17 protein-coding genes are annotated in these 16,974 nt (G+C 69.1%); 6 read left to right on the top strand and 11 right to left on the bottom strand.

Annotated elements, in window-relative coordinates:
• Positions 1 to 14: 14 nt before the first annotated feature.
• Both AC3WOE_RS14810 and AC3WOE_RS14805 read right to left on the bottom strand, forming a co-directional pair.
• Complete coding sequence (locus AC3WOE_RS14810) at positions 15 to 1,748, bottom strand: long-chain-fatty-acid--CoA ligase (RefSeq protein ID WP_492691429.1); 1,734 nt, start codon at positions 1,746 to 1,748, stop codon at positions 15 to 17.
• 65 nt (positions 1,749 to 1,813) lie between these two features.
• On the bottom strand, positions 1,814 to 2,515 hold the full coding sequence (locus AC3WOE_RS14805) for a DUF8198 family protein (RefSeq protein WP_492691428.1): 702 nt from the start codon (positions 2,513 to 2,515) through the stop codon (positions 1,814 to 1,816).
• A gap of 35 nt (positions 2,516 to 2,550) precedes the next feature.
• Between AC3WOE_RS14805 and AC3WOE_RS14800 the strand changes: the two genes are divergently transcribed.
• Positions 2,551 to 3,414, top strand: coding sequence for an esterase/lipase family protein (locus AC3WOE_RS14800; RefSeq protein ID WP_492691427.1), 864 nt, complete (start codon positions 2,551 to 2,553; stop codon positions 3,412 to 3,414).
• Here the strand turns inward: AC3WOE_RS14800 and hppD are convergent.
• Together hppD and AC3WOE_RS14790 are read right to left on the bottom strand one after the other, a co-directional pair.
• Positions 3,366 to 4,505: a 4-hydroxyphenylpyruvate dioxygenase gene (gene hppD / locus AC3WOE_RS14795; RefSeq protein ID WP_492691425.1), complete on the bottom strand. Its 1,140-nt coding sequence runs from the start codon at positions 4,503 to 4,505 to the stop codon at positions 3,366 to 3,368. The two genes, AC3WOE_RS14800 and hppD, sit on opposite strands and share 49 nt — an antisense overlap.
• A gap of 273 nt (positions 4,506 to 4,778) precedes the next feature.
• Positions 4,779 to 5,555 (bottom strand): substrate-binding periplasmic protein, encoded by a 777-nt coding sequence (locus AC3WOE_RS14790; RefSeq protein WP_492691424.1) that lies wholly within the window; start codon positions 5,553 to 5,555, stop codon positions 4,779 to 4,781.
• Positions 5,556 to 5,609: 54 nt separating this feature from the next.
• Between AC3WOE_RS14790 and AC3WOE_RS14785 the strand changes: the two genes are divergently transcribed.
• From AC3WOE_RS14785 to AC3WOE_RS14775, 3 genes are read left to right on the top strand one after another with little or no spacing between them, the layout of a single operon-like run.
• Entirely contained in the window at positions 5,610 to 6,092 is a 483-nt protein-coding gene (locus tag AC3WOE_RS14785) for an Lrp/AsnC family transcriptional regulator (RefSeq protein ID WP_119041391.1), read from the top strand.
• A gap of 45 nt (positions 6,093 to 6,137) precedes the next feature.
• The gene (locus AC3WOE_RS14780) at positions 6,138 to 6,671 is read left to right on the top strand and encodes an RNA polymerase sigma factor (RefSeq protein WP_492691423.1); all 534 of its coding nucleotides are present in this window, start codon (positions 6,138 to 6,140) and stop codon (positions 6,669 to 6,671) included.
• Positions 6,672 to 6,727: 56 nt separating this feature from the next.
• The gene (locus AC3WOE_RS14775) at positions 6,728 to 7,369 is read left to right on the top strand and encodes a PEP-CTERM sorting domain-containing protein (RefSeq protein WP_492691422.1); all 642 of its coding nucleotides are present in this window, start codon (positions 6,728 to 6,730) and stop codon (positions 7,367 to 7,369) included.
• Here the strand turns inward: AC3WOE_RS14775 and AC3WOE_RS14770 are convergent.
• The 4 genes from AC3WOE_RS14770 to AC3WOE_RS14755 all read right to left on the bottom strand — a co-directional run bounded on the left by AC3WOE_RS14770 (position 7,354) and on the right by AC3WOE_RS14755 (position 9,781).
• Positions 7,354 to 8,196 (bottom strand): HDOD domain-containing protein, encoded by an 843-nt coding sequence (locus tag AC3WOE_RS14770; RefSeq protein ID WP_492691421.1) that lies wholly within the window; start codon positions 8,194 to 8,196, stop codon positions 7,354 to 7,356. The two genes, AC3WOE_RS14775 and AC3WOE_RS14770, sit on opposite strands and share 16 nt — an antisense overlap.
• Before the next feature lie 204 nt (positions 8,197 to 8,400).
• Positions 8,401 to 8,637: a hypothetical protein gene (locus AC3WOE_RS14765; protein WP_492691420.1), complete on the bottom strand. Its 237-nt coding sequence runs from the start codon at positions 8,635 to 8,637 to the stop codon at positions 8,401 to 8,403.
• Between the two features lie 77 nt (positions 8,638 to 8,714).
• Positions 8,715 to 8,906, bottom strand: coding sequence for a hypothetical protein (locus AC3WOE_RS14760; protein WP_492691418.1), 192 nt, complete (start codon positions 8,904 to 8,906; stop codon positions 8,715 to 8,717).
• A gap of 296 nt (positions 8,907 to 9,202) precedes the next feature.
• Positions 9,203 to 9,781 (bottom strand): hypothetical protein, encoded by a 579-nt coding sequence (locus tag AC3WOE_RS14755; protein WP_492691417.1) that lies wholly within the window; start codon positions 9,779 to 9,781, stop codon positions 9,203 to 9,205.
• A gap of 53 nt (positions 9,782 to 9,834) precedes the next feature.
• On the opposite strand from AC3WOE_RS14755, the gene AC3WOE_RS14750 reads away from it, so the two are divergent.
• Positions 9,835 to 10,392, top strand: a complete 558-nt coding sequence (locus AC3WOE_RS14750) for an SRPBCC family protein (RefSeq protein WP_492691416.1) — start codon at positions 9,835 to 9,837, stop codon at positions 10,390 to 10,392.
• Between the two features lie 6 nt (positions 10,393 to 10,398).
• Here the strand turns inward: AC3WOE_RS14750 and fusA are convergent, their stop codons facing one another.
• A complete protein-coding gene (fusA, locus tag AC3WOE_RS14745) occupies positions 10,399 to 12,459 on the bottom strand; it encodes an elongation factor G (protein ID WP_492691415.1) in 2,061 nt (686 codons plus the stop codon).
• A gap of 68 nt (positions 12,460 to 12,527) precedes the next feature.
• Between fusA and AC3WOE_RS14740 the strand changes: the two genes are divergently transcribed.
• Complete coding sequence (locus AC3WOE_RS14740) at positions 12,528 to 13,934, top strand: M28 family metallopeptidase (RefSeq protein WP_492691413.1); 1,407 nt, start codon at positions 12,528 to 12,530, stop codon at positions 13,932 to 13,934.
• 60 nt (positions 13,935 to 13,994) lie between these two features.
• Here AC3WOE_RS14740 and AC3WOE_RS14735 read toward each other — a convergent pair whose 3' ends face one another.
• On the bottom strand, positions 13,995 to 15,839 hold the full coding sequence (locus AC3WOE_RS14735; RefSeq protein ID WP_492691412.1) for a hypothetical protein: 1,845 nt from the start codon (positions 15,837 to 15,839) through the stop codon (positions 13,995 to 13,997).
• Positions 15,840 to 16,386: 547 nt separating this feature from the next.
• Positions 16,387 to 16,812, bottom strand: a complete 426-nt coding sequence (locus AC3WOE_RS14730; protein ID WP_492691411.1) for a hypothetical protein — start codon at positions 16,810 to 16,812, stop codon at positions 16,387 to 16,389.
• Positions 16,813 to 16,974 lie beyond the last annotated feature (162 nt).

Raw genomic sequence — 16,974 nt, 5'->3', positions numbered from 1 at the left:
CGCCGGCGGCCGCTTCAGGCGGTCGCCGTGCGCAGCTCGCGGCGCAGGATCTTGCCGACGTTGCTCTTGGGCAGCTCGTCGCGGAACTCGATGAACTTGGGCCGCTTGTAGGCCGTCATCTGCTGGGCGCAGTAGCTGGTCAGGTCTTCCTCGGCCAGGGCCGGGTCGCTCTTGACGACGAAGAGCTTGACCGCTTCGCCCGACTTGGCGTCGGGCACGCCGATGGCGGCGCACTCCAGCACGCCGGGGTGCATGTTGACGACCTGTTCGATCTCGGTCGGGTAGACGTTGAAGCCGCTGACCAGGATCATGTCCTTCTTGCGGTCGACGATGCGCACATAGCCGCGCTCGTCCATGATGCCGATGTCGCCGGTCTTGAAGTAGCCGTCGGCGCACATGACGTTGGCGGTCTCGTCCGGGCGTTTCCAGTAGCCGGCCATGACCTGGGGACCACGGATGCAGATCTCGCCGCGCTCGCCGATGGCGACGTCGTTGCCGTCGTCGTCACGGATGGCGATCTCGGTCGACGAGATCGGCAGGCCGATGCTGCCGTTGAAGGCGCGCTGGTCCAGCGGGTTGATGGTGGCGGCCGGCGAGGTCTCGGACAGGCCGTAGCCTTCGACGACCGGGCAGCCCGTGACCTTGAGCCATTTCTCGGCCGTGGCCTGCTGCACGGCCATGCCGCCGCCGTTGGAGATGACCAGCTCGGAGAAGTCCAGGCGCGAGAAGCCGGGCTCGGCGGCCAGCGCGTTGAACAGCGTGTTGACGGCCGGGAAGATGTGGATCTTGTGGCCGCGCAGGGTGTCGATGAAGCCGGGGATGTCGCGCGGGTTGGGCACCAGGATGTTGAGGTGGCCCATGCGCGCGCCGAGCATGAAGCAGGCCGTCAGCGCGAAGATGTGGTACAGCGGCAGCGCACAGACATTGGTGAACTGCATGTTCTGGTCGGGCAGCTTGGCCAGCATGGGCTGGAACCAGGCCTCGACCTGCAGGATGTTGGCGACGATGTTCCGGTGCAGCAGCGTGGCGCCCTTGGACACGCCGGTGGTGCCGCCGGTGTACTGCAGGAAGGCGACGTCGTCGGGGCCGAGTTCGGCCTTCTTCAGCGTCATCCGCTCGCCATGGCGCAGGGCTTCGTTGAAGCGCACCACGGTGCGGCCGTCGCCGACGGCCAAGCGGAACTCCGGCACCATCTTCTTCAGATGGCGCACGGCGAAATTGATCAGCGGGCCCTTCCACCAGTTCAGCAGGTCGCCCATGGACGCAAGCACGACATGCTTCACGTCGGTCGCGTTGATGACCTCTTCCAGTGTGTGGGCGAAGTTCTCCAGCACGACGATGGCGCGGGCACCCGAGTCCTTGAGCTGGTGCTCCAGCTCGCGCGGCGTGTACAGCGGGTTGACGTTCACGACGACGAAGCCCGCGCGCAGGATGGCCGCGATGGCCACGCCGTACTGCAGCAGATTCGGCATCATGATGGCGACGCGGTCGCCCTGCTTCAGCCCTTGCGCCTGCAGCCAGGCGCCGAGTTGCATGGACAGCTGGTCGATCTCGGCGAAGCGCATGCGCTGGCCCATGCAGATGGCCGCGTCGCGCTGGGCATGCTTGCGGAAGGCCTCGTTGAGCAGGTCCACCAGCGAGCCATAGACGCGGGTGTCGATCTGCGCCGGCACGCCGGCCGGGTAGCTGGCCAGCCAGGGCTTGGCGCGGGATGTCACTTCGGTGACTTCGGCAAGGACGGCGGTCATCGGCGGGCCTCTCTGGCGTGCGCTGCGGTGAAGCCGACGATGTTGGGACGCGCGGTTACATCAAGCTAGGGGAGTTGCCCTAACGCAGAAGCTTCATTGCGAAACAAGGCGCGTGCGAGTGTGTCTTCGCGCTGTCGCACAGTGGACAGGAAGTCCGCGGCACCGCGCATGGCGCGGAAGGTATCGAAACCGCTTTCGAGGAAGGCTTGCAGGGCGCCGAGTCCGGCCATCTGCGCCGGGCCGCGCATCAGCCTCAAGGTCTGGCGCAGCAGGGGCTTGCGGGTCAGCCTGTCCAACGATTCGCCGACCGCCATGGTCAGCTCGATCTGCTGCTGGCGCCCGGCCGGCTCGCCGCAGGCCCGCCAGGCGATGCCGTAGTCGTGAGCCGTGATGTCGGGCGACAGCAGGTGCTCGGCCATGCGCGTGTCCAGGCGTTCCGACAGGGCGTGCAGGCGGGCCAGCCTGGCGACGGTGTCGACGACCTCCTCGGGGAAGAGCCGGGTCAGCGTCGGGATGACGCGGGCGAACTGGGCGTCGCGCTGGCGGTAGTCGTCGGGGCCGTAGAGCTCGTGCAGGAAAAAGCGTGTGGCGGCCTCGTAGCGCGGGTTGGCCAGCAGGTCGGCATAGGTCTGGGCAAAACGCTGCTGCTGGAAGGTCTTCAGGCTCCGGACGCGGGCGTCGAGCTCCGGGTCGGCAGCGCGGCGGGCGCGTTCGGCGTCGACGGCGCGCAGTTCCTGCAGCAGGGATTCGGCTCTGAGGTGGTCCATGGGGCCCTGGAATTCTGCCTTCCTACACTGGGGCGATGAACGGACGACTGCAAAGGATGTGGGTGCTGGCGCGGCTGGCGGTGGCGCTGGGCGTCGGTTGGCGCTTCGGCTGGGCCTGGGGGCTGCTGACCCTGGGCCTGCATGCGGCCATCCTGGCCGGGGGCTTTGTGCAGCTGCGCTGGGTGAACCGGCCGGCGCCGAGCTGGGGTCAGCTGCTGCGCGCCTGGGCGCACGAGGTCGTCGCCAGCGAACTGGCCTTTTCCTGGCGCCAGCCCTGGCGGGAATGGGCCGAACCCGACCATCTGCCGGGCAGTGCCGAACGTGGCGTGCTGCTGGTGCACGGCTTTTCCTGCAACCGTGGGCGCTGGAACGGCTGGATGAGGAAGCTGCGCGGACAGGGCGTCGCCTTCATCGCGCCATCGCTGGAGCCGGCCTTCGGCAGCATCGACGCCTATGCCGACGAGATCGAGGCGGGCGTGCGGACGCTCAAGGCCCTGACCGGCCGCATGCCCCTGCTGTGCGCCCACAGCATGGGCGGCCTGGCGCTGCGCGCCTGGTGGCGGCAATACGGCGCGGGCCATGAAGCACCGCATGTCATCACGCTGGGCTCACCCCACCAGGGCACGCGCATGGCGGCGCTCGGCTTGGGGATCAACACCCAGCAGATGCGTTTGGGCAATGCCTGGCTGGCGGCCCTGCCGGGGATGCCCGATGTCGACTGCATCTGGACGCCCTGCGACCAGATCGTCAACCCGGCGGACAAGGCCATCCTCGCCGGCGCGCGGGCGCACCGGCTGGATGGCGTGGGGCATATGGGCCTGGTCCATTCGGACGAGGCCTGGCAGCTCGTTCAGACGGCCTTGGCCGGCTCGTCTTTCAATACCCCACGGCGGATCTGATCGAGCTCGATGCTCTCGAACAGGGCCTTGAAATTGCCCTCGCCGAAGCCCTCGTTGCCCTTGCGCTGGATCAGCTCGAAAAAGATCGGGCCGATGACTTCCTTGGTGAAGATCTGCAGCAGCAGCTCGTTGTCCACGCCCAGGTGGGTGGCGCCGTCGATGAGGATGCGCAGGCGCTTCAGCTCGTCGACGTTCTCGCCATGGCCGGGCAGGCGCTTGTCGATGAGGTCGAAATAGGTCTCGATGGTGTCCTGGAAGGCCACGCCGGTGCCCTTCATGCCTTCGACCGACTGGTAGATGTCGGTCGTGCCCAGCGCCACGTGCTGGATGCCCTCGCCGTGGTACAGGTCCAGGTATTCGGCGATCTGGCTCTTGTCGTCCGAGCTCTCGTTGATGGGGATGCGGATCTTGCCGCAGGGGCTGGTCATGGCCTTGCTCTTCAGGCCGGTCAGCTTGCCCTCGATGTCGAAGTAGCGCACCTCGCGGAAGTTGAAGAAGCGCTCGTAGAACTCCGACCATTCCTTCATGCGGCCGCGGAAGACGTTGTGCGTCAGGTGGTCGATCTCGGTCAGGCCATGGCCTACCGGGTTGGGGTCGACCGGCTGGCCTTGCGCGTCCAGCATGGGCACGAAGTCCACGTCGTAGATGCTGATGTTGCCGATGGCGCCGGCCTTGGCGCCATGCTTGCCCTGCCAGCGGTCGACGAAATAGATCAGCGAGTCGCCGATACCCTTGATGGCCGGGATGTTCAGCTCCATCGGGCCGGCCTTGTTGTCGAAGCCCCAGGCGCCCAGTTCCAGCGCGCGCTGGTAGGCGTGGGCCGCGTTCTCCACGCGGAAGGCGATGGCGCAGATCGACGGGCCGTGCAGCCGGGCGAAGCGCTGGGCGAAGGAGTCGGTCTCGGCGTTGATGATGAAGTTGACGCCGCCCTGGCGGTACAGGGTCACGCTCTTGTGGCGGTGCTTGGCCACGGCCTTGAAGCCCATGGTCTCGAACAGCGCACCGAGGGCGGCCGGGTCCGGCGCGGCGAACTCGATGAACTCGAAACCGTCGGTGCCCATGGGGTTGTCCCAGGGAGTGAATTTAGCCATGGAGAGCTCCAGCGTTAATGAGAATCGCAGCGTGCCGACAGGGCACCCAGCCGGTGGCCGCGAGACGGCCACCGTCCTTCGCTCGGCGTCGCCGAGTCCGCAGGGACTCGGCTCGGTCCAGCTCAGCCCATCGGGTTGTCCCAGGGAGTGAACTTGGCCATGGTCGCCTCGCGAGATGAATGTCGGAAGCTGAAAATTCTGCGGCGCGAGGCTCGCAGAATTCATGCAAATTTTGGCGTCAGTCTTTGATGCGGCGCAATAATCATGCGTCCATCAAGGCATCGGCGCCGGCCATTCGGCCAATCCATAGCCGGCCAGTATGGCTTTCAGGCGTCCCGTGCGGCGCAGCTTCTGCATGCCGTCGCTGAAGAGGCGGGCGTAGTCAGAGGCCTTGGGGTTCCTGGGTGACAGGGCCATATAGGCATAGCTCGGCGCCTCGCAACCGGCGTTGCGCGCGGCCAGCTCGCCATGCTGCTTCGTCGTGTAGGCGACCAGGTTCTCCTCCTCGATGAAGGCGTCCATGCGGCCGAGCTGCAGGCGGCGCAGCATGCGCTCGGTCAGGCCGTCGCCGGTGTTGACCTCGAAGCGCCTGGGCGCCGCCTTGATGGCCGCGTCCAGGGCCGTGCCGTAGGAGTAGTTGCGGATGACACCGACCCGTGCCAGCGCCGCCAGGCTGGCGGCACCGCGGTAGGTCCAGCGGCTGTCGGTCGCGACATAGACGCAATAGCGGTTGCGCGAGATCGGCTGGGTCGGAAAGACGAAATCCGGCGCCTCGTCGCGGAAGGTGGAAGGCGTGGCCGTGTAGGTGCCGGCACGCACGTCCATCAGCGCGCGGCTGTAGTTCTGGTTGACCAGCCTGACCGTGTGGCCGGCAGCCGTGAAGATCTCGCGCACGATGTCCACCGTGAAGCCTTCCCGGGCCGCGCCGGCCTTGCAGCTGAAGGGGCACCAGTAGTCGGGCGAGGCCAGCACGATCTCATCGGCCCTCGCCAGCGGCGCAGCGGCGAGCAGCAGCAAGGCCAGCAGGCGTCTGAAGCGGGACGGGTTCACGGTCCTTGGAACTGTAGGTGGGCCGCGGTGCAGGAAGGCTGCACAATTTCCCGCATGGACGCTTCCATCGAGCTCGATGCCATCGACCGCCGCATCTTGCGCGCGCTGCAGGCCGACGGCCGCCTGACCTATGACGCCCTGGCCGCCGAGGCCGGCCTGTCGTCGTCCGCGGTGCTGCGCCGCGTGCGCCGGCTGGAAGAGGCCGGTGTGATCGCCTCCTATGTCGCCCTGGTGGCGCCCGAGCGCATCGGCCTGGGCCTGACGGCCTATATCAATGTCAGGCTGGAGAAGCAGACCGACAACCCGCTGCGCAACCCGCGCGACCTTTTCCGCGCCGCCGTGCAGACCTGGCCCGAGGTCGTCGAATGCGCGGCGCTGACCGGCGAGATGGACTATCTGCTGCGCGTGCTGGTGCAGGACATGCAGCACTACGCCCGCTTCATCAGCGACACCCTGCTGATGCACCCCAGCGTGCAGGACTGCAAGACCAGCTTCGTGCTCGAACGACTGAAGAACACCACGGCGGTTCCGGTTTGAACCGCTGACTTGAACCGTTGAAGGGGCGGCCGGTATTCACCGGCCATGGCCAGCCAGCATCCTCCCTCGTCCCCCGACGCCGGCGACATGCTGGGCTGGCTGCCGCGGCTGCGCCTGTACGCCCGCGCCCTGCGCCGCAACCGTGAGGACGCCGACGACCTCGTGCAGGACACGCTGGAGCGCGCCTGGTCGCGCGCCGGTCTCTGGCAGGGCGTGGGCGACATGCGCACCTGGCTGTTCAGCATCATGCACAACCTGCACGTCGATGCGCTGCGGCGCGGCCGCCTGGAGGTCGTCGACCTGGACGAGCACATCCCCGAGATCCCCGTCGCCGCGACCCAGGCCGAGCGCCTGGCCCTGCGCGACCTGCACAAGGCCCTGGTGGCACTACCGGTGGAGCAGTACCAGGTGCTGTTGCTGGTGGCGGTGGAAGGCATGGCCTATGCCGAGATCGCGGAGGCCCTGGACATTCCCATCGGCACCGTGATGTCGCGCCTGTCGCGGGGCCGCGAAAGGCTGCGTGGCCTGATGGCGGGCGACCGAGCTTCTAGGGGGGTGGGGAATAGCGCCTCGCCCTGAGCGTCCACGCAGCGTGGGCCATGCGGCCCCAGCGTCGAATCTTTTCTGGAGCCCCCATGCGCCTTCCCGTTTCCCCCCTTGTCGCCGCGGCCCTGCTGGGTCTGCCGCTGGCGAGCCATGCCCTGGACAGCATCACCGACCCCAAGGGCGACTTCCTCGCCACCTTTGCCGGCAGCAGCACCAGCCACGACCTGGACGTGCTGGCCGCCAGCGTCTTCTACAACCCGACGACCGACATCTTCACCCTCACGGCCACGCTGGACGGCGCCATCGGCAGCACGGCGACGGGCTTCTATGTCTGGGGCGTCAACCGGGGCGCGGGCACGGCCGGCTTTGCCAGCCTCGGTATCACCGGCGTGCGCTTTGACCGTGTCATCATCCTGCGCCCCGACGGCAGCGGTTCGGTCGGCGGTGCGGGCAATCTGCCCGCGGGCTCGGTGACGGTCAGCGGCAACGTCATCACCGGCAGTGTCAGCGGCAGCCTGCTGCCCAGCACCGGCTTCAACAACAAGCTGGACTACACCTTCAACCTGTGGCCGCGCGACGGCGCCTTCAGCGGCACCGCCGCGATTTCGGATTTCGCGCCCAACAACGCCAACTTCACGGCCACGCCGGTGCCCGAGCCGGCGAGCGCGGCCTTGCTGCTGGGCGGCATGGGGCTGCTGGCCGTCCTGCGTCGGCGTCAGTCGAATTCGTGAAGCAGTTTTAGCGCGTGGGCTTCGCTGAGGTTGAGCAGCTCGGCGATGTCGTGAAGGTCGTCCGGCACGCCGGCGTCGTCCCAGCCGCGGGCGGTATGGCGCGCCAGGCGCACGGCCAGCTGGACACAGCGCACCTGCGGGTCGCGGCCGTCCTTTTCGCTGGTGATGCGCGTCAACAGGTCCGGCAGGTGCCAGCGCCGCATCAGTGCCTGCTCCAGGTCGGCCAGTTCGATGCCCAGCACCTGGCGTTGGGCGACCGTGCTGCGCAGATGCCGGTCGGCGTCCTGCAGCGCGGCGATCTTCAGCGCCAGTTCGGGGGCGTGCACCCACAGCAGCATCTCGGCAAAGTCGTGCAGCAAGGCGGCGCTGTGGATGATGGCGGCGTCGGGGTCGGCACGGTGGGCGGCGAAGCCCAGGGCGAAGCGCGAGGCGCGTTCGGCGCGCTGCATGACGCGCGACAGGCCCAGCAGGGCCTCGTCGTTGCCCGCCAGCACGGACTCCAGCGTCGGTTGCGGCCCGAAGTCGCGGAAGAAGGGGGTGATGCCCATCAGGACCAGGGCAGCGGTCACGGTCTCGGGGTCGGCCCGCAGCTCGGAGTTGCGACTGCGGCGCTGCTCGCTGGCATGGGCCAGCACCTTCAGCGTCATCAGCGGGTCGGTAGCGATCATTTCGCCCAGGCTGTGGGCGTCGACGTCGTCCTCGGTGGCACGCATGTGCTCGACGGACTCGGCCGTTTCGGTCAGGACCGGGATCTCCGCCCGGGCAAACGCGTTCACCCAGGCGTCCAGGCTGGACAGCGGGGTGGTCAGGCGCAGGCGGTCGGACATGGGCCGATGCTAGGCCCGGGCAGGGCCGCCCGGTTGTGGGAGGCGGCCCCGTTTTGCCAACCATTTCAGCTTTGACGGCACCGGTATTGCGGGCCGAGCGCTGGGCTGCCATGGGCCAGAGGCCCATGGCCTGCCGTAGGCACAAGCAGTCCGCAGGGACTGCTTGTGTCCGACTCCAGTTCCCGAGCCGGCCCGAGGAGCGTCTTACAGCCTGCGCACACCTTCCAGCTGGGCGGTCAGCTTGCCGTCGACGTAGAGCGCCCCTTCGGGCGCGCCGGCTTCGGCATAGAACTCCAGGTGGTTGCGGGCACGCCGGCGCCGGTAGGCCGGCGAGAACACCAGGCGGATGGCGCGGGCGGCGCGCTTGACGCGCTTCCAGCGTTGGGCCCAGGCGGCGTGGGTTTCGGCGGCGTCGGGGCCGCGCACTTCGATCAATCTCATGAGGGTCTCCTTGGCGCCAGGCCGGCGGCCCTCATCACATGGATCGAAATGGATGAGAGGCGGGCGGCGCGCTGTTGTCAGGGGCTGTCGTCCGGGAAGCGCTCGCGCAGCAGGCGTCGCAGTTCGAGGCGGGCTTGCTGGCGCTGGGCATGGGCGCTGTGGGCACTCTGGTGGGCGCCGGCCTGGCGTTTCATGGCCGGCGCGACCAGCGGATTGCGCGGTTTCAGTGCCTTGATCTGCAGAGGGCGGGGAGAGGTGAACTGGGGCATGGAGGGCTCCGGTGGGCGCCGCGCCGTGGCGACGGGGAATGCAGCGGCTCGACCCGGGTGGGCCTGCGTTTGCGCGAAAGCTTGGGAATGCCCGGGGCTTGCTGCTCGAGGCAAGCGGGCCGGGCGGTCAGGGGTGCTGGGGGTGTGCGACCTCGCCGTGATGCGAAGACTTCTTCATCACGACTTGCGCAAATGATAAACAAACGTTGCTCTTGCGCAAGCGGTTTTTATCCAACACCCCTAACGTGCGGGAGCGCGGCCGTCCAGTGACGGATGCGCAGATCGATCTGCGGCGACTACCGCTTCCTGGATTTGAGGGGCGCGATGCCGGCCTGCAGCTTGCGCCACTCGTCCAGCTCGGCCTGCGGGCTGGGTGCGGCCTTGGGTGCCGGTCTGGGCGGCGCTGCAGGCTCCGGCGTCAGCACCTCGCCGAGCAGATCCAGCAGCCGCGTACGGGCGCGCTGGGGGTGGCGGCGGTAGTAGGTGAGGACGAGGCCGATGATGAAGCGCTCGTCATCATCCTGGGGCAGGCTTGGCGAGGCCTCGGCGGGCGGTGCTACCGGTGCCAAGGCTGCGGCCATGCTGGTCAGCGGCGCGGGCGCCGCGGCCAGGCCGTGTTCCAGATCCATCCAGCCCGGCGGCTTGTGGCAAAGCTGCTCGAACTGGCGCGCCAGGCGTTCACCGATCTGGCGCGAGCGGCCCTTGATCTGGCTCCAGTAGCTGGGCTGGATCTGCAGTCTTTCGGCAAAGCGCCGCTCCAGGCCACGCAAGGTGGCCGCATCGGCATGTTTGACGGTGGCGCTGACGAACTCTTCGAACAGCCGCATCGCGTTGTCCAATCGGATCTGCGCGACGTCGCGGGGGGCGGCAGGCATGGGTGCGTATGATAAAGCTCCCTTGACCAAGCCCCCGCGGCCCGAGGATTGCCATGACGAGAGTACTTGTCGCCTTGCTGCTGGCAGTGGCCACGCTGACAGCGTCGGCCGCCGAGCGCTCCCTTGATAAAGACATCGTGATCAAGGCAAGCCTCGACCAGGCTTGGGCCGCGTGGACGACCAGGGAGGGGATCGTTGGCTTCTTCGCGCCCGATGCCGAGATCGAGGCCCGCGTCGGCGGCGCCTTCCACATCTTCATCAATCCGTTCGCGCCGGCGGGCAGCAAGGGTGCGGACGAGATGCGCTACCTGGCGCTGCAACCTCAGAAGATGCTGAGCTTCGACTGGAATGCGCCACCCAGCCTGCCCGAGGTGCGCCAGCAGCGCACCGTCGTCATCGTCCGTTTCGAGGCCGTGGACGACAAGACGACGCGTGTGCGCCTGCATCACGTGGGCTGGGGCGATGGCGGCGAATGGGACAAGGCGTATGCCTATTTCGACAAGGCCTGGGGCACCGTGCTGGGCAATCTGCAGAAGCGCTTCGACAGCGGGCCGGTCGACTGGACCGACTGGCTCAAGCAGATGCAGGGGATGTCGGCCAGGAAGCCCTGACCGGCCTCACTCCGCCTCGTCGCCCGCCTTGTAGGCGCCCACCAGCGACGCCTGCGTGTTGGGCGGCACCGGTTCGTAGTGCGACAGCAGCAGGGTGTAGCGCCCTTCGCCCGCCGTCATCGCGTTCAGGCGTGACTGGTAGCTGGCCAGTTCCGCCAGTGGCGCCAGGCCCTGCACGACGAGGCTGCCCGGCACGGCGGCGCGGGTGCCGTTGACCTGGCCGCGCCGGGAGGCGAGATCGCCGGTGATGTCGCCGATGCCGTGCTCGGGCGCAGTGATCTCGACCTGCACGATGGGTTCCAGCACGATGGGACGCGCTTCGCGCACGGCCTCCATCAAGGCGCGGCGGCCAGCGGTGACGAAGGCGATTTCCTTGCTGTCCACGGAATGGTGCTTGCCGTCGTAGACGACGACGCGCAGGTCCACCAGCGGATAGCCGGCGATGACGCCGCTGGCCAGGGCCGAGCGCACGCCCTTCTCGACGGCCGGCATGAACTGGCCGGGAATGGTGCCGCCCTTGACCGCGTCGACGAATTCGAAGCCGGCGCCACGCTCCATCGGCTCGATGCGCAGATAGACCTCGCCGAACTGGCCGGCGCCGCCGCTCTGCTTCTTGTGGCGGTAATGGCCCTCGGCCGGCGCCGAGATGGTCTCGCGGTAGGCGATGCGCGGCGGCTGGGTGACGACCTCGCCCTTGTAGAGCTCGCGCACCCGCTCCAGCAGCAGGCGCAGATGCAGTTCCCCGAGGCCGTAGACCAGGGTCTGATGGGTCTCGCCCGCCTGTTCGATGCGCAGGCAGGGGTCTTCGTCCACCAGCCGGGCCAGCACCTCCCACAGCTTCTGCTCGTCGCCGCGCCGCGCCGGGCTGATGGCCACGCCATGCACAGGCGTCGGGAAGGCCAGCGGCTTCAGGAAGATGTGCTCGTCCTCCTGGGCGTCGTGCAGCACGGCGTCGAAGGCGATGTCGTCCACCTTCGCGACCGCGCAGAGGTCGCCCGGCAGGGCCTCGTCCACTTCCACATGCTTGGCGCCCTGCTGCATGAAGAGATGGCCGACGCGGATGGGCTTGCGCGCATGGCCGACGAAGAGCATGCCGCCCTTGGCGACGCGGCCCTGGTGCACGCGCAAGATGCCCATCTTGCCCAGATAGGGGTCGGCGACGATCTTGAACACATGGGCCAGCACATGGGCTGCCGGATCGGGGCGGGCCGGATAGGGCTGGGGCTCGGCGCCCTTGCCTTCCAGGAAGGGCGGCGGGTTGCCCTCGGCCGGGTTGGGCATCAACGCCTCGATGACGGACAGCAGTTCGGCGATGCCGGCACCCGTCTTGGCCGAGCAGAAGCAGACCGGGATCAGGTGGCCTTCGCGCAGGGCCTGCTCCAGCGGCGCGTGCAACTCCTTCGGGTCGACGTCACCGTCGGTCAGGTAGCGGTCGACAAAGGCCGCGTCGACCTCCACGACCTGCTCCACCAGGGCCTGGTGGGCTTCGGCGACCGACGAAAAATCGGCGTCCCCAGACGCCGCGAAGAAGCAGTCGGCGACGCGCTTGGCGCCGTCGGCGGGCAGGTTCAGTGGCAAGCACTCCTTGCCGAAGACCTCGCGGATCTGGGCCAGCAGGCCGGGCAGGTCGACCTCGGGGCAGTCGATCTTGTTGACGACGATGAGGCGGGTCAGCCCGCGCTCGCCGGCGGCACCGAGCATGCGCTGGGCCATCAGCTCGATGCCGTTCTGGGCATTGACGACGACGATGGCCGTGTCCGCCGCCTCCAGGGCCGGCAGGGCCTGGCCGACGAAGTCCGCCGCTCCGGGCGTGTCGATGGCATGCACCCGGATGCCGCCTTGGGTGAAGTGGGCGAGGCTGGACTGCAGCGAATGCCCCAGTCGCTTCTCCAGCGGATCATGGTCGCTGACCGTGCTGCCGCGTTCGATGCTGCCGGTCTGCGGGATGGCGCCGGCGTGGGCCAGCAGCGCGTCCAGCAGCAGGGTCTTGCCGGCCGCGGCGGGCCCGACCAGCGCGACCGTTCGGATCGCGCTCACACGTGAATCCAGGCTTTGTTCAGCGCTCATCGGACCTCCTCGGTGGTGGGCCCAGGGTAGAAGAAGCCGGGCGAGCCGGCAAGGGCAGAATCATTTGCATGCACGCCCGATTTGCCACACTCGCCCTTGCCCTGCTGGCCGCCTCGGCCCAGGCCCAGACCTCGCCGGCCGACGAACTGCAGGCCATGCTGGCCGAGGTCAGCCCGGGGCGCATCGAGGCGCGCATTCGCAAGCTGGTGGCTTTCGGCACCCGCCACACCCTCTCCGACATTGCCTCCGACACCCGCGGCATCGGCGCCGCGCGGCGCTGGATCACGAGTGAGCTGTCGACCTGCTCCAGGCTGGCCGGCGGGCGCCTGCAGGTGGAGGAACAGAGCTTCATCGAGCCGGCCGGCAGCCGCGTCAACCAGCCGACCGAGTTGGTCAACGTCGTCGCGACCCTGCCCGGGCGCGGCGCCAGCAAGAGCCGCGTGCTGGTCGTCAGCGGCCACTACGACTCGCGCAACAGCGATGTGATGGACACGCTGGGCGAAGCGCCCGGCGCCAACGACGACGCCTCGGGCACGGCGGCCGTCATGGAGCTGGCCTGCGTGATGGCCAGGCGCCAGTTCGATGCGACCCTGGTCTTCATGGCGGTGCCGGGCGAGGAGCAGGGCTTGCTCGGCGCCGCGCAATTCGCCCGCGAGGCGCGGGCGGCCGGCACGAACGTGGAGGCCATGATCACCAATGACATCATCGGCAGCTCGCGAGGCGACGCCGGCCAGCGCGACGCCCGGCGGCTGCGTCTGTTCGCCGATGGGCTGGACCCGCTGGTGAGGCTGCTGACGGCCGCCAACGCCAATCGCGCACCCAGCGAGACCGATGCCAGATCCATCGCCGCCATGCAGGCCGAGCTGCTGCCCCTGCTGCAGGCCGGTGGCAACGAAGACCTGCCCACCCACCAGCTCGGCCGCCACCTGAAGGCCGCGGCCGAAGCGGCCATGCCGGGCTTCACCGTCCAGCTCATCCAGCGCCGCGACCGCTATCTGCGCGGCGGCGACCACATTCCCTTCCTGGAGCGTGGGTTTGCTGCCGTGCGCATCAGCGAACCCTTCGAGAACTTCGCCCACCAGCACCAGAACCTCAGGACCGAGAACGGCGTCGTCTACGGCGACCTGCCTGAGTTCGTCGACTTCCCTTACGTGGCCGACGTGACCCGTGCCAACCTGGCCGGCCTGGCAACGCTGGCCTGGGCGCCGGCGCCGCCCCGAGGCGTGAAGCTCGACGCCCGCGAGCTGACCAACGATTCGACGCTGGAATGGCAGGCCAGCGACGACCCCGAAGTGGCCGGCTACCGCATCGTCTGGCGCGACACCGACGCCGCCGCCTGGCAGCAGTTCAAGGACGTGGGCCGGACCACGCGCGTGACGCTGCAGGTGTCCAAGGACAACGTCGTCTTCGGCGTGCAGTCCGTGTCGAAGAAGGGTTATGCCAGCCTGGCCAGCTACCCGCTGCCGCGGCGCTGAAGCGCGCTGACGCCCGGCCGCAAAGCCAACCCTTGCTTGCCGCGCCCGTTCTCCTTCGGTTCAGCAGGGCAGGCCGGCGGTCTGCGCCGAGCAGGACTGGCTGTCCAGCTGCAACACCAGGCCATCGGGCATGCGGCCCGTGATGCGCAGCAGCTTGTAGCTGTTGACGTTCAAGGCCGTGTTGCCGACGGTGGCGCTCAACGAGGCGCCGGTGGCGAAGGCGCCGAGGGTGTTGCCCTTGACGACGACGCCCAGCTCCAGTTCGGCCAGCTTGGCACTGCAGGCCGTGTCGGTGCAGAGCTGGGCGCGGTCCGGCAGCAGGTCGCCGCGCGGCAGCGTCCAGGTCGGGCCATAGCTGATCTTGGCGTTGACGGCACCCTTCATGCCCGTCAGGTCGGTGACGCCCTTGGCGACCAGCACCGGCCAGGGCTGGCCGCTCTGGCCGGCCGCCGTGACCGGCAACTGCCCGGCCAGCTCGATGCCTATGCTGCTGCCGTCCAGGCCGCCGAGGGGCGTGCCACAGGCGCTGTCCTTGAACAGCTCGATCTTCAGGCTGCGGCCGGCGCGCACGAAGTTGCGCGCCACGGCGTCGCCGGCAGCGCCCGCCGGCACCGGCAGGCTGACGATGTTGTTGCCGCGTGTGGTGCCGCTGGCGGGATCGAGGCTGGCCGTGCCGTCGCTGCTGCTGACGCTCCACAGGCTCAGATAGCTGCCATTGCCGGCCTTCTTGAACAGGGCCAGTGGCACGTCGGCGCCGCTCGTGTCCTTCTGGCTGACCCGCGCGCACTGCAGCACGCCGCCACCGGTGGCGGTGATGGCGGGAATGCTGACGTCGACATAGCGCGCGTAGCTGTCCGGTGCCGCGCTGTCGACGCGGCGCGTCAGCACCAGGCGGGCGGCGGCGGTGGCCTGCACCTCCAGGCGGTTGCCAAGGAAGAACCAGCCGGAAGGGCGCTTCACCGCGGCCTGCTCGATGCCGAGACGGCGCTGGAAGCCCGCGGTGTTCTGGTAGACGAAGCCGATGCGGCACAGCGGATCGCCGGCACCGAAGTCGCAGCGGCCGAGCAGGGAAGGCAGCAGCTTGCCGCCGAACATGACTTCGCCCTCGCCCAGCACGCCGTTCATGCGCAGGCAGACCAGCTGCGCCGCGTCCTTGGGGCCGGTGAAGGGCGCCGACATCGCGTCGACGCTGGCCCGCGCATTCGCATCGAAGGCGGGTTCCAGGCCCACCAGCTTGCTCTGGCAGTTGCCGATATTGGCCGTGGCCGTGACCAGCTTGGTGAACAGCGCGTCCAGGCCGGTCAGGTCGATCGCGGCAGCGCCGGCGTCGAAGCCCAGGCTGCCCTGGGTCGAGCCCGGTTCCAGATAGGCGGTGCCGGCCCCCAGGCGCGACGTCAGCGTCACATAGGCCTTGGCATCGCTGCCCAGGCCGACGGCGACGCTGTCGAGCATGCGGTCGTAGCCGGTGTGCGAGCCGGCCGTCAGCGCGCCGGCCATCAGGTCGAAATCGCCGGCCAGGCCGGCGTCCGCCAGGGCCGGTGCCAGGGCGGTGCGCAACTGGGTCTGCGCACTGGCCAGGTTGGCGTCGCTCAGGCCCTGGGCACTGCCGGTCATCAAGGTGTCGGGCGACTGGCCGCTGGCCAGCACGGTGATGGCGCTGGTCAGCGGCGTCAGGTTCAGGGTGCCGCCGTTGCTGGTGGCGCCCCAGACGCAGATCGGCCGGTCGCCGACGCTGCCGCAGGCCTCGACGCGGTAAGGCCCCGTGCCGGTCAGCGTGATGGGGCCATAGGCGCCGGTCGCGGCGGTGACGGCCTTCTTGTCGGCAACGGTCTTGCCGGTCGCGTCCAGCACGCGCACCAGGGCACCGGTGTTCAGGGCCAGGCCCGCGGCAACCACGCCGGACACCGGGGGTGGTGGTGGCGGCGGGGGCGGCGGAGGCGGTGGGGACGGCGGTGTCGGCGTCGGGGCCGGCGCGGGGGCCGGGCTCGGGCTGGGCGCGGGGCTTGGCGACGGACTGGGGCTCGGGCTCGGCGCCGGAGACGGGCTGGGCGCGGGTGCCGGGCTGGGTGAAGGCGCCGGGCTGGGCGAAGGGGAGGGGCTCGGCGCTGGCGCGGGTGATGGCGACGGGCTGGGCGTCGGCACCGGGACCGGCATGGGCAACGGACTGGGCGTCGCGACCGGTGGCGGTGGGCTGGTGTCGCTGGGCGCCCCGGCACCGCCGCCGCCGCCGCAGGCGGCCAGGGCCAGGGCCATGGGCCAGGCGTAGCTGGAGCGCCGGCGCGGGGCCGGCGGCGGGGTCAGCGGGGAGGAAGCAGGGACGAAGGGGGCGGAGTCGGGCATCCGGGCCAGCCGCGCAGGCGCGGCACAACGGTCAGGGTTGACCCGACTTTAGGCCCGGCTTTGTGCCCGTGGTGGGCGGAACTGCGGCCCTGGCGCGGCCTTTTGCCGGCTATCAGTCGCGGTGCCCGTGGCCATGGTCATGGCCGCGGCCGTGATGGTGGTCGCGCCAGTCGTCACGGCCGCGATCGTGATCGCGATGCACGTAGACGTTCTGCTGATACCAGCCGTCCTGGACGAAATAGACCGGCGCGCCGCAGGCGCCATAGGCATAGCAGTGGCGACGCCAGTCGCGACGGTGCTCGGGCGGCACCCACAGATAGACCGGCTGGGCACGGTAGACCGGGCGCCCGATGACGACCGGCTGGGGCGCGATCAGCACCGGTTGGGGATAGCGGCCGATGTCGACGCGGCCATAGACGCCCGGCTGGCTGAAACCGATGGAGACGCCGACGTCGGCGGCCTGGGCGGCGGGCAGGGCGGCCAGGCCGGCGGTGGCGATGAGCGCGGGAGCGATCCAGCGGGTGAGGGCGTTTGTCATGTGTTTCTCCTGATGCAGGCCGGCACCATGGCCGCTGCCTCCAGTGAACGAGGCTGGCACCCCGCTGGTTGTCAGTGCGGCACGGCGGAGCTTGTAGGACAAGCGGCGGGAAGGTGCGAATGCGGTCTCGTCCTACAGGCGCCTGCCCGCCGTGCCGACGCC

The sequence above is a fragment of the Roseateles sp. FW305-36 genome (assembly GCF_058787015.1).
The sequence above is the reverse complement of the archived record's forward strand: the minus strand, read 5'-3'. Positions and strand labels throughout refer to the sequence as shown.

What these genes read in the sequence shown, in the direction of transcription:
- AC3WOE_RS14800 (WP_492691427.1), top strand. Translation starts at nt 2,551, where the DNA reads ATGAACGGACGACTGCAAAGGATGTGGGTGCTGGCGCGGCTGGCGGTG.
- AC3WOE_RS14805 (WP_492691428.1), bottom strand. Translation starts at nt 2,515, where the DNA reads ATGGACCACCTCAGAGCCGAATCCCTGCTGCAGGAACTGCGCGCCGTC.
- AC3WOE_RS14730 (WP_492691411.1), bottom strand. Translation starts at nt 16,812, where the DNA reads ATGACAAACGCCCTCACCCGCTGGATCGCTCCCGCGCTCATCGCCACC.
- AC3WOE_RS14740 (WP_492691413.1), top strand. Translation starts at nt 12,528, where the DNA reads ATGCACGCCCGATTTGCCACACTCGCCCTTGCCCTGCTGGCCGCCTCG.
- AC3WOE_RS14775 (WP_492691422.1), top strand. Translation starts at nt 6,728, where the DNA reads ATGCGCCTTCCCGTTTCCCCCCTTGTCGCCGCGGCCCTGCTGGGTCTG.
- AC3WOE_RS14785 (WP_119041391.1), top strand. Translation starts at nt 5,610, where the DNA reads ATGGACGCTTCCATCGAGCTCGATGCCATCGACCGCCGCATCTTGCGC.
- fusA (WP_492691415.1), bottom strand. Translation starts at nt 12,459, where the DNA reads ATGAGCGCTGAACAAAGCCTGGATTCACGTGTGAGCGCGATCCGAACG.
- AC3WOE_RS14810 (WP_492691429.1), bottom strand. Translation starts at nt 1,748, where the DNA reads ATGACCGCCGTCCTTGCCGAAGTCACCGAAGTGACATCCCGCGCCAAG.
- AC3WOE_RS14760 (WP_492691418.1), bottom strand. Translation starts at nt 8,906, where the DNA reads ATGCCCCAGTTCACCTCTCCCCGCCCTCTGCAGATCAAGGCACTGAAA.
- AC3WOE_RS14765 (WP_492691420.1), bottom strand. Translation starts at nt 8,637, where the DNA reads ATGAGATTGATCGAAGTGCGCGGCCCCGACGCCGCCGAAACCCACGCC.
- AC3WOE_RS14750 (WP_492691416.1), top strand. Translation starts at nt 9,835, where the DNA reads ATGACGAGAGTACTTGTCGCCTTGCTGCTGGCAGTGGCCACGCTGACA.
- AC3WOE_RS14755 (WP_492691417.1), bottom strand. Translation starts at nt 9,781, where the DNA reads ATGCCTGCCGCCCCCCGCGACGTCGCGCAGATCCGATTGGACAACGCG.
- AC3WOE_RS14770 (WP_492691421.1), bottom strand. Translation starts at nt 8,196, where the DNA reads ATGTCCGACCGCCTGCGCCTGACCACCCCGCTGTCCAGCCTGGACGCC.
- AC3WOE_RS14780 (WP_492691423.1), top strand. Translation starts at nt 6,138, where the DNA reads ATGGCCAGCCAGCATCCTCCCTCGTCCCCCGACGCCGGCGACATGCTG.
- hppD (WP_492691425.1), bottom strand. Translation starts at nt 4,505, where the DNA reads ATGGCTAAATTCACTCCCTGGGACAACCCCATGGGCACCGACGGTTTC.